General features: G+C 74.2%; 8 protein-coding genes. 6 read left to right on the top strand and 2 right to left on the bottom strand.

What is annotated here, in order from left to right:
• The first annotated feature begins 28 nt into the window (after window positions 1-28).
• From WMF33_RS40385 to WMF33_RS40365, 5 genes are all read left to right on the top strand, one after another.
• Window positions 29-1,195: an HlyD family secretion protein gene (locus tag WMF33_RS40385; protein ID WP_437333600.1), complete on the top strand. Its 1,167-nt coding sequence runs from the start codon at window positions 29-31 to the stop codon at window positions 1,193-1,195.
• A complete protein-coding gene (locus tag WMF33_RS40380) occupies window positions 1,192-4,077 on the top strand; it encodes an ATP-binding cassette domain-containing protein (protein WP_437333599.1) in 2,886 nt (961 codons plus the stop codon). Before WMF33_RS40385 ends, WMF33_RS40380 begins: the two co-directional genes overlap by 4 nt.
• Window positions 4,074-6,311, top strand: a complete 2,238-nt coding sequence (locus tag WMF33_RS40375) for an ATP-binding cassette domain-containing protein (RefSeq protein ID WP_437333598.1) — start codon at window positions 4,074-4,076, stop codon at window positions 6,309-6,311. Before WMF33_RS40380 ends, WMF33_RS40375 begins: the two co-directional genes overlap by 4 nt.
• 324 nt (window positions 6,312-6,635) lie before the next feature.
• Window positions 6,636-8,573, top strand: coding sequence for a malto-oligosyltrehalose trehalohydrolase (treZ, locus tag WMF33_RS40370; protein WP_437333597.1), 1,938 nt, complete (start codon window positions 6,636-6,638; stop codon window positions 8,571-8,573).
• Window positions 8,563-10,635 carry an amylo-alpha-1,6-glucosidase gene (locus WMF33_RS40365; RefSeq protein WP_437333596.1) on the top strand — a complete coding sequence of 691 codons (2,073 nt, stop codon included), beginning with the start codon at window positions 8,563-8,565 and terminating at the stop codon, window positions 10,633-10,635. Before treZ ends, WMF33_RS40365 begins: the two co-directional genes overlap by 11 nt.
• 58 nt (window positions 10,636-10,693) lie before the next feature.
• On the opposite strand, the gene WMF33_RS40360 is transcribed toward WMF33_RS40365, so the two are convergent.
• Together WMF33_RS40360 and WMF33_RS40355 are read right to left on the bottom strand one after the other, a co-directional pair.
• Complete coding sequence (locus tag WMF33_RS40360) at window positions 10,694-11,926, bottom strand: cytochrome P450 family protein (RefSeq protein WP_437333595.1); 1,233 nt, start codon at window positions 11,924-11,926, stop codon at window positions 10,694-10,696.
• A 221-nt stretch (window positions 11,927-12,147) separates the two neighbouring features.
• A complete protein-coding gene (locus WMF33_RS40355; RefSeq protein WP_437333594.1) occupies window positions 12,148-13,407 on the bottom strand; it encodes a metallophosphoesterase family protein in 1,260 nt (419 codons plus the stop codon).
• A gap of 202 nt (window positions 13,408-13,609) precedes the next feature.
• Here WMF33_RS40355 and WMF33_RS40350 point away from each other — a divergent pair, with 202 nt between their 5' ends.
• Window positions 13,610-14,899 carry an NTP/NDP exchange transporter gene (locus WMF33_RS40350; RefSeq protein ID WP_437333593.1) on the top strand — a complete coding sequence of 430 codons (1,290 nt, stop codon included), beginning with the start codon at window positions 13,610-13,612 and terminating at the stop codon, window positions 14,897-14,899.
• Window positions 14,900-15,276 lie beyond the last annotated feature (377 nt).

Raw genomic sequence — 15,276 nt, 5'->3', positions numbered from 1 at the left:
GTCGCTCGTGTACCTTTGCACAATCGCCATGCCCGCCGGGTTCTCACGCTCGATTCACGCAATCGCCACCGACGGCCACCGCGGCTCGATCGCCGGCGTCGCGATCGGCGCGGTCCTGCTCTCCGCATGGCTCGCGTGGTTCTTCCTCGCGCGCGTCGGGCGGTACGAGGCGAGCGTGAGCGCCCGCCTCGAGGTGGGCCAGGCGGCGCACCGCGTCGAGGCGCCGCTCGGCGGGAAGGTCGCCGCGGTCCACCTCGCCCTCGGGGCCGAGGTCGCCGCGGGCGACGTCCTCATCGAGCTCGACGTCGAGCCGCTCCGCCGCGAGATCGACGACAAGCAGGCCCGGCTCGAGGCGATCGCGGGGCAGATGGGGCCGCTCCGGGCCGAGATCGCGGCGCGAGGGCGGGCGCTGCGCGACGGGGAGGAGGCGGCGCGCGCGCACGTCGACGAGGCGAAGGCGCGGCTGCGGGAGGCCGAGGCGGGCGCGCGGTTCCAGGAGCTCGAGGCGGAGCGGGCCGTGCGCCTGCGCCAGGACGGGCTCGTGTCCGAGGCCGAGGCGGCGCGGCTCGCGGCCGACGCGCTGTCGAGACGCTCGGCGACCGAGGCGCTCGACCGCGCCGCCGCGCGCGCCTACGTCGAGCGGCGCGCCGGGCAGAGCGAGCAGCAGGCCGAGCTCGCGCGGCTCGACCGCGAGGCGGCCACCCTCGAGGGCGAGCGGCTCGTGCTGGAGGCGGCGATCAAGGGGCTGCTCGCCGAGATCGACCGGCGCAAGATCCGCTCGCCGATCGCCGGGCGGGTCGGCGACATCTCGGTGCTGCGGGCCGGCTCCTTCGTGAGCGAAGGGGACGTCGTGGCCGCCGTCGTGCCGCCCGGCGAGCTCCGGGTGATCGCGGAGTTCCCGCCCGCCTCCGTCGGGCGGATCCGCGCGGGGCAGGAGGGGCGCCTGCGCCTCGACGCGTTCCCGTGGACCGAGTACGGCACCCTCTCCACCACCGTCGACCGCGTCGCCAGCGAGACGCAGGAGGGCCGCATCCGCGTGGAGCTCGGCGTCCGGCCCGACCCGGCGTCGCCGATCCCGATGCAGCACGGGCTCCCCGGCAGCGTCGTCATCGAGACCGAGCGCGTCTCGCCGGCCTCGCTCGTGCTGCGCGCCGCGGGGCAGATCGTGAGGGTCCGCGGCGGAGCGGGCGGGTGAAGGAGGGGACGACGAACGCCGATCCCCGATCCGCGCCGGAGCGATCACCGAACCCCCGTCGCCGGGCGTCGAGCCCGGAGCGACGGCTCCTCGCGCCGGAGGTCGTGCAGACGTCGGCGATGGATTGCGGGCCGGCCACGCTCAAGTGCGTGCTCGAGGGCTTCGGCATCGGCGTGAGCTACGGCCGCCTGCGCGAGGCCTGCCAGACCGACGTCGACGGCACCTCCATCGACACCCTGGAGGACCTCGCGGGGCAGCTCGGGCTCGTGGCCCAGCAGATCCTCGTCCCGACCGAGCACGTGCTGCTCGACGAGGCGCAGGCGCTGCCCGCCCTGGCGATCGTGCGGCAGTCGGCCGGGCCGCTCCACGTGGTCGTGCTCTGGCGCCGGCACGGCGGCCTCGTGCAGGTGATGGACCCGGCCACCGGGCGCCGCTGGCTCACGCGACGGCAGCTCGAGGGCGAGCTCTACCAGCACGAGCTGCCGCTGTCGGCGGCGGACTTCCGCGACTGGGCGGCGAGCGACGGGTTCACGCGGCCGCTCGAGCGCCGGCTCGCCTGGCTCGGCGCGGGGGCGCGGCCGCTCGAGGCGGCGCTCTCGGACCCGGGGTGGCGCGCGATCGCGGCGCTCGACGCCGGCGCGCGCCTGGTCACGTCGCTCGTGCGCTCCGGCGGCCTCGGCCGCGGTCGCGAGGCCGCGCGCGTGCTGGGCGCGCTGCTCGAGCAGGGGCCCGAGGCCGCGCGGGAGCAGATGATCCCGCCCACCTTCTGGACGGCGCACCCCGGGCCGGCCGGCCCGCGCGGGGAGGATCGGGTCGTCGCGCGGGGCGCGGTGCTCGTGCGGATCCGCGGGCGGCGCGCCGCCGCGCGCAGCCACGCCCGCGCCGCGGCTGCGCGCGGCGGCGCGCCAGGGGCCGCCGCGCCCGCGCCGCCGCCCCGCGCCGACGAAGCGAGCCCGAGCGCCGAGGCGCGCCTCCCCCCCGACGTCGCCGCCGCCCTCGCGGAGCGCCCGGCCCGGCCCGGGCGCGAGCTCTTCCGGATGATCCGCGAGGACGGGCTGCTCACGCCCGCCGTGCTCGCCGGCGCGCTCGCGCTCAGCGTCGCCACGGTGGTGCTGGAGAGCCTCCTCTTCCGCGGGCTGCTCCAGATCTCGAACGATCTCGCGCTGTTCGAGCAGCGCCTCGCCGCCATCGGCGCCCTCGCCATGTTCCTCGCGGTGGAGCTCGCCCTCGATCTCTCGCTGACCACCGGGGTGATCCGGCTCGGGCGGCACCTCGAGGCGCGGCTGCGGATGGCGTTCCTCGCGAAGATCCCGCGCATCGGCGATCGCTACTTCCACAGCCGCCCGGCCTCGGACATGGCGCAGCGCGGCCACAGCCTGCACGTGCTCCGCGCCCTGCCGGCGTTCGGCGGCCAGATCGCGCGCTCGGCGCTCGATCTCGCGGTCACCACGGCCGCGATCGTCTGGATCGATCCCGCGAGCGCGCGCCTCGCCGTGCCGTGCGCCGCGCTCGCGCTGGCGCTGCCGTTCGCGGGGAACCGCGTCCTCGTCGAGCGGGATCTGCGCGTCCGCACCCACGCCGGCGCGCTCACGAGCTTCTACCTCGACGCGCTGCTCGGCCTCGTGCCGATCCGGGCGCACGCGGCGGAGCGGGCCGTGCGGCGGCAGCACGCGGGCCTGCTCGGGGAGTGGGCGCTCGCCGGCCGCGCGCTGCTCCGCGCGGCCCTCGCCGTCGACGGGACGCAGGCGCTGCTCGGCTTCGCGCTCGCCGCGTGGATCCTCGGCGACTTCCTCGCCCGCGGGGGCGCGCTCTCGCGGGCGCTCCTGCTCTTCTACTGGGCGCTCGCGCTGCCGGCCATCGGGCAGGCGCTCGCGGGCGCGCTGCTCCAGTACCCGGCGCAGCGCAACACGGCGCTGCGCCTGCTCGAGCCGCTCGGCGCGCCGGAAGAGCCGCGCGCCGGCGGCGCCGCGGCCGACGCGCCGCCTCCGCGGGCCGGCGCCGAGGGCGCGGGCTGCGCGATCGCCTTCGAGCGCGTGCGCATCCAGGCCGCCGGCCACGTGATCCTCGACGGGGTGGATCTCCGGATCGCGGCGGGCAGCCACGTGGCGATCGTGGGGGCCTCGGGCGCGGGCAAGTCGAGCCTCGTCGGGGTGCTGCTCGGGTGGCACCGGGCGAGCGAGGGCAGGGTGCTCGTCGACGGCCGCCCGCTCGACGGCGCGCGGCTCCACGCCCTGCGCGAGGAGACCGCGTGGGTCGACCCGGCGGTGCAGATCTGGAACCGGTCGTTCCTCGACAACCTCCGCTACGGCGCGCCCGACGACGCGGCCGACTTCGGCGCCGTCGTCGAGGAGGCCGAGCTGCGCGAGGTGCTGGAGCGGCTGCCCGAGGGGCAGAAGACCCTGCTCGGCGAGGGCGGAGGGCTCGTCTCCGGCGGCGAGGGGCAGCGCGTGCGCTTCGGCCGGGCGATGCTGCGGAGCGAGGCGCGGCTCGCGATCCTCGACGAGCCGTTCCGCGGCCTCGACCGGGAGCGCCGCCGCGCGCTGCTCGCCCGGGCGCGGCGGCGCTTCCGTCGCGCGACGCTCCTCTGCGTCACCCACGACGTCGGCGAGACGCGCGGGTTCGAGCGCGTGCTCGTCGTGGACGGCGGGCGCGTGGTCGAGGACGGGGCGCCCGCCGAGCTCGCGGCGCGCCCCGGCTCGCGCTACCGCGCGCTGCTGGACGCCGAGGCGGCCGTGCAGCGAGGGCTCTGGTCGAGCGGCGGGTGGCGCCGGCTGAAGGTCGTGCGCGGGCGCATCGCCGGAGCGGCGGCGGAGGGCGCGGCGGCGGAGGCCGCGGCAGCGCCGGCCGAGGCCGCGGGAGCGCCGGAGGGTGAGCGGAGGTGACGGCGGAAGCGCAACCCGGGTGGGGGGCCGAGCCGGACGGCGCGCAGGCGCGGCGCGGCTGGGGCGCTCGGCCGGGCGAGGCGGCCGACGCGCTCGGCGCCCTCGAGTGGCCGGCGGAGCGCCTCGGCGACGCGCTCGAGGCGCTCGCGCTCCAGGGCGGCCTCCGCCCGCGCGCGGTCGCGGCGCCCATCCCCACCGCCGGGCACCTCCGCAGCGCGGACGCGCTCGGCGCGTGGATCGATCAGGCCGCGGGCTACCTCGGCGTCGAGGCGGAGCCGATCGCGGCGCGCTACGACGAGGTCGCCGACGCGCTCCTGCGCGTCGCGCCCGCGCTCGTGTGGCTGCGCGGCGGCGAGGCGCAGCGCTTCCTCGCCGTCGTCGGGCGCCGGGGGCAGGCCCTCTCGGTGCTCCGCGCCGACCGCTCCACCGCGCGCGTGCCGGTCGAGGCGATCCTCCGCCGCATCGCCCGCCCGCTCGAGGCGCAGGTGCTCCCCGAGGTCGATCGCATCCTCGACCGCGCGGGCGTGCGGCCGCGGCGGCGCGCCCGCGCGCGGCAGGCCCTGCTCCGCGAGCGGCTCGGGCCCGTGGTCCTCGACGGCATCTGGAGCCTGCGCCCGCCGCCCGGCGCCTCGTTCGGGCGGCAGCTCGCGGCCGCGCGGATCCCGCGCCGCCTCCTCGGCCTGCTGGCCGCCCACGCGTCGGCCTACACGCTCTGGATCCTGGTGTGGACGACCGTGGGGCGCAGCATCCTCGACGACCACCTCGACGAGGGGTGGCTCTACGCCGGGGCGCTGCTGCTCGCGACGGTGGTCCCGCTGCGCCAGCTCATGGCGTGGCTGTCCGGCGTGGTCGCGATCGACGCCAGCGCGCTGATCAAGCAGCGCCTGCTCGCGGGCGCGCTCGCGCTCGACGCCGAGGAGGTGCGCAGCGAGGGCGCGGGCCGCTTCCTCGGGCGCGTGATCGAGTCCGAGGCGATCGAGGCGCTCGCGATGGGCGGCGGCGTCGGGGCCGTCGCGGCGGCGTTCGAGCTCGCGGCGGCGGCGGTCGTGCTCGCCCAGGGCGCGGCGGGCGCCCTCCACGCGCTCCTGCTCGTCGCCTGGGCGGTCCTCGTCGTCGCGCTCTGCGCGCGCTTCTACCGGCGCCGCGCGCGCTGGACCGCCGCGCGGCTCGCGATGACCCACGATCTCATCGAGCGCCTGGTCGGCCACCGCACCCGCCTCGCCCAGGAGCGGAGCGGCCGCTGGCACCACGGCGAGGACGAGGCGCTCTCCCAGTACCTCGCGCGATCGCGCGAGCTCGACCGGAGCCAGATCGAGATCGGCGCGCTGATGCCGCGCGGCTGGCTCATCGCGGGGATCGCCGGCCTCGTGCCGCCGTTCCTCGCGGGCACCGGCTCGGCCGCGGCGTACGCGGTGGCGCTCGGCGGCGTCCTGCTCGCGAGCCGCGCGCTCCAGGGCCTGTCGGCCGGCCTGTCGAGCCTCGCCAGCGCGGCGATCGCGTGGGAGCAGGTCGCCACGCTCTTCGAGGCGGCCGCCCGCGGCGGGGCGCCGCCGCCGCCCCTGCCGCCCGACGCGGGGCGCACGCCGCCCGGCGCGGGCAGCGCGGGGGACGCGGAGCGCCGCGCGCCGGTCCTGGAGGCGCACGAGCTGTCGTTCCGGCACAAGGGCAGGCCGCGCCCCGCGGTGATCGACGCCTCGCTGCGGATCGCCGCGGGCGAGCGCATCCTGCTCGAGGGGCCCTCGGGGGGAGGGAAGTCGACGCTGAGCGCGCTGCTCTCGGGGCTGCGCGCGCCCGACGCGGGGCTGCTCCTCCTGAACGGGCTCGACCGCCACATGCTGGGCGCCGCCGCGTGGCGCCGCCGCGTGGCCGCCGCGCCGCAGTTCCACGAGAACTACGTCCTCGGCGGGACGTTCGCGTACAACCTGCTGATGGGCCGGCGCTGGCCGCCGAGGCCCGACGATCTCGCCGAGGCCGAGGAGATCTGCCGCGAGCTCGGCCTGGGCGAGCTGCTCGGCCGGATGCCCGCCGGGCTGGAGCAGGTGGTGGGCGAGACGGGCTGGCAGCTCTCGCACGGCGAGCGGAGCCGGCTCTACATCGCGCGCGCGCTGCTCCAGGGCGCCGAGGTCGTCGTGCTCGACGAGAGCTTCGCGGCGCTCGACCCCGAGACGCTGGAGCAGGCGCTGCGCTGCGTGCTCCGGCGCGCGCGCACGCTCGTGGTCATCGCCCACCCGTGATCGCGGAGCCCGCCGGCGCGGAATCCGCTCCTCCCCGGCGCTCGCTCGATGAGGCGAGTCGACACTGCTCTCCTCCTCGGAGCCCGCCAGCCTGGGTGAGGCACGCGCGCGCTCCAGGATCGCTTGATCTGTGCAATGCAGACCACTTCGCCTGTGCCGTCTCTCATCGTCGGTCGATCCCCGATCCCTCTCAGGCGACCCCGTAAGGCGTTATCGCTCGCCAGGTGATCCATGTGAACAGGACCGCTGCAAAGGGGACCGCCGAGCCTATGGGTCTGGACGTCACGTGTGTTGCGCTTAGAATGCATACCAATGCCGGAGAAGATGGAAAGACGGTTGCCTGTCGGCGCCGAGGTGCTCGCCGGAGCCGGAAAAGGAGTGCACTTCCGCGTCTGGGCGCCCTCCCGGCGCCGGGTCGAGGTGGTCCTGGAGGCCGGGCCGGGGAGCGGCGAGACCGCCCTGCTGCGGCCCGAGGAGGGCGGTTACTTCGCGGCGCTCGTCCCGGCCGCCGCGGCCGGCACCCGCTACCGGTTCCGGCTCGACGACGACGAGAAGCTCTATCCCGATCCCGCCTCGCGCTCGCAGCCGGAGGGGCCGCACGGGCCCTCCGAGGTGGTCGACCCCGCCGCGTTCGCGTGGAGCGACGCGGGCTTCAAGGGCGCCCCGCTCAAGGGGCAAGTCGTCTACGAGATGCACGTCGGCACCTTCACCCGGGAGGGCACCTGGGAGTCCGCCGCGCGCGAGCTGCCCGAGCTCGCCCGGATCGGCATCTCCTTGATCGAGCTGCTCCCGGTGAACGAGGTCCCCGGCCGGTTCAACTGGGGGTATGACGGCGTGAACCTCTTCGCGCCGACGCGCCTCTACGGCAGCCCCGACGATTTCCGCCGCTTCGTCGACGCGGCGCACCGCGTCGGTATCGGGGTGATCCTCGATGTCGTCTACAACCACCTCGGCCCGGACGGCAACTACCTCGGCCAGTTCTCCAAGGACTACTTCACCGATCGCCACAAGACTGACTGGGGCGCGGCCATCAACTTCGACGGCCCGCGATCCGAGGCGGTGAGGGAGTTCTTCCTCGCGAACGCCGGCCACTGGATCGACGAGTACCACCTCGACGGCCTGCGGCTCGACGCGACCCAGAACATCTACGACAGCTCGAAGGACCACATCCTCGCCGCGATCGCGCGCCGCGTCCGGGAGGCCGCGAAGGGCAAGGAGACGTTCATCGTGGCCGAGAACGAGTCCCAGGAAGAATGGCTGATCCGCGCGCCCGAGCGGGGCGGCTACGGGCTCGACGCCATCTGGAACGACGATTTCCACCACAGCGCCAAGGTGGCGCTCACCGGCCACAGCGAGGCGTACTACACGGATCACGAGGGCTCCCCGCAGGAGTTCATCTCCGCCGTCAAGCGGGGGTTCCTCTTCCAGGGGCAGCGCTATGAGTGGCAGAAGCAGCGGCGAGGGACCCCCGCGCTCGACGTGGATCCGGCCCGGTTCGTCCTCTTCCTGGAGAACCACGATCAGGTCGCCAACACGGCGAAGGGCGAGCGGCTCTATCACCTCGCCTGCCCGGGGAAGTTCCGGGCGATGTCGGCGCTCCTCTTGCTCGCCCCGGGGACGCCCATGCTCTTTCAAGGGCAGGAGTTCGGGTCGTCGGCGCCGTTCCTCTTCTTCGCGGACCACAACCGCGATCTCGCGCCGCTCGTGCGCAAGGGCAGGGCGGAGTTCCTGGCGCAGTTCCCCTCGTGCGCCTCGCCCGAGGTCGCCTCGCGGCTCGACGCCCCCGACGACCCGCGGACGTTCGAGCGCTGCAAGCTCGATTTCTCCGAGCGCCAGCGCAACGCCGGCATCTACGCCCTCCACGAGGACCTGATCGCGCTCCGCCGGCGCGATCCCGTGATCCGGGCCCAGCGCCCGCGCGGCGTCGACGGGGCCGTCCTCTCGGGCCACGCGTTCCTCCTCCGCTACTTCGGCGACGACGGCGACGACCGTCTGCTCCTCGTCAACCTCGGGCGGGACATCCATCGAGGATCCTTGCCGGAGCCGCTCATCGCCCCGCCGCCGGGGCGCCGCTGGGAGACGTTGTGGTCCAGCGAATCCCCCCGTTACGGGGGACAAGGCAGTCCACCTGTCATCACCGAGGATGGCGTCCACATCCCGGGCGACGCGGCGATCCTCCTGCACCCCGTGGTCGGGACGCCGGTGCCCGAGAAGACGAGCGCCAACCCTCGCCCAGAGGAGCCCAAAAAGCATGTACGCTGACGAGATCTGCCGGATGATGGTCTGGTCCCGGGGCACCGGCCCCGCCTCGCACGACGACGCCGAGCACGGGTCGGACCCGCTCACGCGGGAATGGCTCGTCACGAACGGCCTCGGCGGCTACGCGTCAGGCACCATCTCCGGCGCGGTGACCCGTCGCTTCCACGGACTCTTGATCTCCGCGCTGCCGGCCCCCCTCGGCCGCACCATGATGCTCAGCGATCTGTCGACCCGGGTCATCACCTCGGACGGCAAGGTGGTTCAGGTGGGCGGTCAGGAGCCCTGGCTCGACGACGGCGCCGCGCAGGTCATCGATCTGGCCGAGTTCCGCCTGGAGGCCGGGCTCCCGGTGTGGCGCTACGAGGGCGCCGGGATGGTGTTCGAGCGGCGCCTCCTCCTGCCCCACGGGCAGAACACGGTCCACGTCACGTACACGCTCCTCAAGGGCGAAGGGCCGGTCCAGATCGAGCTCCAGCCGTGGGTGAACTTCCGCCCGCACGAGGGCGCGCTCGATCGGCCGGTCGCGGGCCCGTACGCGCTCACCGTGGTCGAGGATCGCTACGAGCTCGCCTCGCCGAGCGACCTGCCGCCGCTCCGGCTCAAGGTCCAGGGCACCCGGGCCGAGTTCCGGATCGACAGCGCCCGCCTGCGCAACGTGCGCTACCGGATCGAGCAGAGCCGCGGGTACGACGCGATCGGCGAGTTCTACAGCCCCGGCCGCTTCGGCCTCGAGCTCCCCGTCTCCGGCAGCGTGACCCTCGTCGCGTCGACCGAGCCCTGGGAGACGATCAACGCCCTCTCCACGGAGCAGGTGCAGCGCGCCGAGCGCAAGCGCCGCACCCGGCTCCTGCTCGCCGCGGCGCCCGAGGTCCGCTCCGGGCCGCCGGCGGAGCTCATCCTCGGCGCGGATCAGTTCCTCATCACCCCCGCGGGCCGCGTCGAGGACGCCGCCCGCGCGCGGGCCGCCGGGGACGAGGTGCGCACCGTCATCGCGGGCTATCACTGGTTCACCGACTGGGGGCGAGACACCATGATCAGCCTCGAGGGGCTGACGCTCGTCACCGGTCGTCACACCGAGGCGGGCTACATCCTGCGCACGTTCGCCCATTACGTGAAGGACGGGCTCATCCCCAACATGTTCCCGGAGGGCAAGAACGACGGGCTCTACCACACCGCCGACGCCACCCTCTGGTTCTTCCACGCGCTCGATCGCTACCTGACCTACACCGGCGATCGCGAGACGCTCCGGCTCGTGCTCCCGACGTTGATCGATATCGTCGAGCACCACACCCGCGGGACGCGCTTCGGGATCGGCGTCGATCCCAAGGACGGCCTCGTCCGCCAGGGGGAAGAGGGTTATCAGCTGACCTGGATGGACGCCAAGGTCGGCGATTACGTGGTCACGCCCCGCCGCGGGAAGGCCGTGGAGATCAACGCGCTCTGGTACAACGCCCTGCGCCTCATCGAGCGCTGGGTGCGCGAGGCCGAGGGCGACGGCGCCGCGCGGCGCTACGGCGCGGCCGCCGAGCAGGTCAAGGCCTCGTTCAACCGGCGCTTCTGGTCCGACGAGCTGGGCTATCTCTACGACGTGCTCGACGGCGAGCAGGGCAACGACGACGCCTTCCGGCCCAACCAGATCTTCGCGATCTCGCTGCCGCACCCGGTCCTCGACGCCGCCCGCTGGAAGGGGATCGTCGATCAGGCGAAGGAGCGGCTCTGGACGCCCGTGGGCCTCAGGTCGCTCGCCCCGGGGCACCCCGATTACAAGCCGAAGTATTTCGGCGATCTCCGCGCGCGGGACATGGCCTATCACCAGGGCACCGTGTGGGGGTGGCTCATGGGCCCCTTCATCGACGCCTGGCTGAAGGTGTATCCCGCCGATCTCGCCGGGGCGCGGAGCCTGCTCGAGGGCTTCACCCCGCACCTCGACGAGGCCTGCGCCGGTTCGATCAGCGAGATCTTCGACGCCGAGCCGCCGTTCACGCCCCGCGGGTGCGTCGCCCAGGCGTGGAGCGTGGCCGAGGTGCTCCGGGCCTACGCCCGGACGGCCCGCTCGGCGGGCTGAGCGCGGGCCCCGGGCCTAGGTCCCGGGGCCGGCGGAGCGCCGCTCGCGTCGCCGCCCCTCAGAACGCCACGGGCACCGCCGCCGGGCCGCGGATCAAGGCCCACTCGCCCCATTCGATCTCGTCCGGCGCGGTGTCGAGCTCGAGCCGCGGGAGCCGCTGGAAGAGGGTCGAGAGGGCGATGGCCGCCTCGATCCGCGCCAGCGTCGCGCCCAGGCAGAAGTGGATCCCGCTCCCGAAGGCGAGGTGTCGGTTCGGCGAGCGGCCGATGTCGAAGCGGTCCGGCTCCGGAAAGTGCTCCGGATCCCGGTTCGCCGCCAGGAGCCCCGCCACGACGCCTTCTCCCGCCGGCACGCGCGCGCCGAACAGCTCGACGTCCTCGAGCGGCCAGCGGACCACCGAGATCTCGGCCGGCCCCTCGCAGCGCAGTATCTCCTCGACCGCGGAGCCGATGAGCCCGGGCTCCGCCTCGAGCCGCCGCCGCTGCTCGGGGTGCGAGAGCAGGAGGAGCGCGCCGCTCGCGATGAGGTGCACCGTGGTCTCGTGGCCCGCGACCAGCAGCAGGAACACCATGCTCATGACCTCTGTCGGGCTCAGCTTGTGCTCCTGCTCCTCGGCGAGCACGAGCGCGCTGATCAGGTCGTCGCGCGGGGCCTTGCGGCGGGCCGCGAAGAGCGCCTCGAAGGACGCCTCGATCTCCTTCACCGCGGGCATCGCGGGCTCGAGGAGCGCTCGATCGCTCGTGGCGGCGAGGAGGAGCTTGGTCCAGTGGCGGAACCGGTCGCGATCCTCGCGCGGGAGGCCGAGCAGCTCGGAGATGACCGCGATGGGGAGCGGGAACGCCAAGTCGGCCACGATATCCATGCGGCGCTGGTCCGCCACGGCGTCGATGAGCTCACCCACGATGGCGTGGACGCGCGGGCGCAGCCCCTCCATCGCCCGCGTCGAGAAGGCCCGCTGGACGATGCCCCTGAGCCGGGTGTGATCCGGCGGGTCGGCCTCGAGCATGTGATGACTCAGCAGGATCGAGCGCTCGCCGAGCGGGCGGTAGCTCGCGCGCAGCTCGGCGGGGAGCTTGCGGCAATCCCGGATCAAGCGAGGATCCTTGAGGAGCTCCACGCAGTCGTCGTAGCGCGTGGCCGTCCAGACAGGCACGTTGAGGCGAGGGTGGATGAGGCGATGCAGGCGCCCCGCGGCCCGCATGCGCGCGTAGATGGAGTGCGGCTCGGCGCGGCCCCTCGGACGGAACAGCTCCGAAAAAGCGCTCTGGTCGATCGTGACTCCCCCGTCCATGACTCCCCCGTCCCGTCGCGTCCGGCTGTCCGAGGCGATGCTCGCGTGCGCAGGGCGCGTCAGGAGGAGTGCATGGTGGAGATCGACGTGCCGTCAAGCCGCGCGGGCCGCGGCCGCGGTCGCCCGAGCAGCGCCCGCGAGAACACGATAAATTTCGAAAATTATTGAATTTTTTCTTTAGCCGTCGCCGCCGGCTCCGACCCGGGCCGCCGCGCCGGCGCTCACGGCGCCTCGCCGGCGCCGAGCAGCCGCGAGATCAGCGTGTGCTCCACGTCGTCGAGCGCCTCGCGCAGGTACGTCGGGTCGTCGAGGCGGATGGCGTCGTCGCCCTCGCGCGCCTCGGCGGGGAGCTTGTTCTTGAGGCTCGCGAACTCGCGCAGGAGCGAGGAGAGGCCCGCCTCGTCGTCGCGCAGCGCGCGCAGCGACCGCGCGAGCTGGCCGATGGCGTCGTCCCGCTCCTCGAGCGCGCCGACCTGGAGCGGGGCCAGCGTCCGGGAGAGCACGCGCTCGATCCAGAGCCCGCCGCCGAGGTCGTTGGCGATCGCGCGGATCTGCCCAGTCCAGCGCTCGAAGTCGGCGCGGAGCGCGGCGTGGGCCGGCGTCGCGCCGCACAGGATCACCCGCGCGGCCAGCGTGCGCCCGTCCGCCTCGGCGAGGCGCTGCTCGAGCTGCTCGCGCGTCAGATCCACGATGTCGTCGGCGCTCGCGGCCGGGGAGAGATCGACCTCGCAGGCGCACCAGCGGACGACGTCGAGGGGGCGGTGCTCGACCGAGGCGACGCGGCCGTCGTCCACGGTGACGAGGAGGGCGCCCTTCTCGCCGGTCTCGCGGGCGTGGCGGCCCTGGAGGTTGCCGGAAAAGGCGATGTACGGATCCTCCGAGAGCACCTCGCGGGTGTGCACGTGGCCGAGCGCCCAGTAGTCGTATCGCTTCCCGACGAGGGTGTTCAGGCTGCAAGGAGCGTAGTTGTCGTGGCCCTCGCGGCCGCCCAGGCAGGTGTGGAGCAGGCCGATGTTGAACAGGCCCGCCAGCGCGTCCGGGTAGCCGGCGGCGAGATCGTCGGTGACCGCCTTGGTCGCGAAGCTCTGCCCGTGGACCGCGACCCCGAGCCGCTCGAAGAGGACCGTCTCGGGGCTCTTCGGGTCGAGCCGGCGGGCGTTCTCGGGGAGCTCCAGGTGACGCGTGATGTGGCTCTCGGCGTCGTGGTTGCCGCTCAGGAGCACCACCTCCACCCGGGCGGCGCGCAGCCGGGAGAGCTGCGAGGCGAAGAACAGGCCCGTGCTGTAGTCCTTCCAGTCGCCGTCGTAGATGTCGCCGGCGAGCAGCAGGAGGTCGACCTCCTCGGTGAGGCAGAGGCTCACGAGGTTCTCGAGCGCGCGGCGGGTGGCCCCGCGGATCTGCTCGACCGGGGCGCCCGGGTAACGGTCGAGCCCGCGGAGGGGGCTGTCGATGTGGAGGTCGGCGGCGTGGACGAACTTCATGGGCTGCGCGGCCCGAGCTTAGCCGCTCCGCGCCGGGAGCGCTGCTCATCCGATGAGGTCCGCGCCCGCGGGCGGCCGGCGCCGGCGGTCGCCTTGACGCGCCGGGCGGGCTGTCGTGCAGTGAGCGTCCGATGCCGCGCCCGCCGTCACGCCTCACGCCGCCCGCGGCGCGACGCCCCGCCGGGGGGAGGGCGGCGGACCGTTGAGCCCGGCAACCGCGCTGCTCCGGCGGGTCTGCGACGTGAAGGAAGGCGAGGTCTCCGCGCTGCTCTGGAGCTTCGCGTACTTCTTCTGCGTCCTCTGCAGCTATTACATCCTGCGGCCCGTCCGCGAGGAGATGGGCATCTCGGGCGGCATGGACAAGCTGCCCTGGCTGTTCACGGCGGTGTTCGCGGCGATGCTCGCGGCCGTGCCGGCCTTCTCCGCGCTCGTGGCGCGGCTGCCGCGGCGGCGGTTCATCCCGATCGTCTATCGCTTCTTCGCGTCGAACCTCCTCGTCTTCTTCGGGCTGCTCGCGCTCGGCGCGCCGCGCGTCGAGGTGGGCAAGGTGTTCTATGTCTGGCTGAGCGTCTTCAACCTGTTCGTCGTGTCGGTGTTCTGGCAGTTCATGGCCGACGTCTGGCGCAGCGAGCAAGGCAAGCGCCTCTTCGGCGTCATCGCCGCCGGCGGCAGCGCCGGCGCGCTCGTCGGCTCGCTCGTCACGGCCGCGCAGGCGCGGCAGATCGGGACCGCGAACCTCCTGCTCCTGTCGGCGGCGCTGCTCGAGCTCGCCGTGCTCTGCGTGACGCGGCTGAACCGCCTCGCCGGTGGGCTCGCTGGCGGCGCGGCGCCGCCCGAGGCGAGCGCCGCGGAGGAGCGCATCGGCGGGGGCGCATTCCGCGGGGTGACGCTCGTCCTCGGGTCGCCGTACCTCCTCGGGATCTGCGCGCAGACGCTCTTCTTGTCGATCACCGCGACGGTGCTCTACTTCGAGCAGGCGCGGATCGTCTCCGCGGAATCGATGGATCCCGCGCGGCGGACCGCGATGTTCGCCTCCATCGATCTCACCGTGAACGTGATCACCATCGTCGTGCAGGTGCTCGTGACCGGGAGGCTCATGACGCGGGTGGGCCTCGGGGTCGCGCTCGCGGTGGTCCCGGTGGTCACCGGCGTCGGGTTCCTCGCGCTCGCGGCGCGGCCGACCCTCTCGATGATCGCCGGGCTCCAGGGGCTCCGGCGGGCGATCCACTACGCGGTGGACCGGCCGGCGCGGGAGATCCTGTTCACGGTGGTCGCGCGAGAGGAGAAGTACAAGGCGAAGAGCTTCATCGACACCGTGGCGTTCCGCGGCGGGGACGCCGCGAGCGCGTGGGCGCTGTCGGGGCTGTCGGCGCTCGGGGTGAAGGCGGCGGGGCTGTCGCTCCTGATGGTGCCGGTCGCGGGGGGGTGGGTCCTGCTGAGCCGCTACCTGGCGAGGCGGCAGGCGGAGCGGGCGCGAGGGGAGGGGGGCTGACGCGGGGGCTGGTTTCGTGGGGCGGATATGCCGCCAGGATTCCGCCCCAGTGGCGAACCGTCGCTATCCGTCGCTTTCCGCGGAGTTTCAGGGGGGCGGGACGACCGATCGCCCCCCCTCGGAAGGCATGGACCCAACCCCGGCCCAACCGACGGGATTCGGGTCCGGCGAGCTCACGACGGTCGAGCCCTCGTCTCGGGCCGTCATGGTCGCCTCGCTCGCCGGGACCCTGAGCCGCGCCGTCTCCCTCGGAGATACCGACGCAGCCCGGGTCGTCCACGAGGCGATCGGGCGGCTGCTCGACCTGGAACCGGAGGGGCGAGCAAGCTCGCGCCGATAGCAAGCCCTACCCGCCGCCGGGAGGTGGCCTTCGCGGC

The organism is Sorangium sp. So ce394 (assembly GCF_051474665.1).
In the GTDB taxonomy this organism is placed as follows: domain Bacteria; phylum Myxococcota_A; class Polyangia; order Polyangiales; family Polyangiaceae; genus Sorangium; species Sorangium cellulosum_D.
Note: the sequence above shows the minus strand (reverse complement) of the source record. Positions and strands in the feature narration are given on the sequence as shown.

What these genes read in the sequence shown, in the direction of transcription:
- treZ (WP_437333597.1), top strand. Translation starts at nt 6,636, where the DNA reads ATGGAAAGACGGTTGCCTGTCGGCGCCGAGGTGCTCGCCGGAGCCGGA.
- WMF33_RS40355 (WP_437333594.1), bottom strand. Translation starts at nt 13,407, where the DNA reads ATGAAGTTCGTCCACGCCGCCGACCTCCACATCGACAGCCCCCTCCGC.
- WMF33_RS40360 (WP_437333595.1), bottom strand. Translation starts at nt 11,926, where the DNA reads ATGGACGGGGGAGTCACGATCGACCAGAGCGCTTTTTCGGAGCTGTTC.
- WMF33_RS40385 (WP_437333600.1), top strand. Translation starts at nt 29, where the DNA reads ATGCCCGCCGGGTTCTCACGCTCGATTCACGCAATCGCCACCGACGGC.
- WMF33_RS40365 (WP_437333596.1), top strand. Translation starts at nt 8,563, where the DNA reads ATGTACGCTGACGAGATCTGCCGGATGATGGTCTGGTCCCGGGGCACC.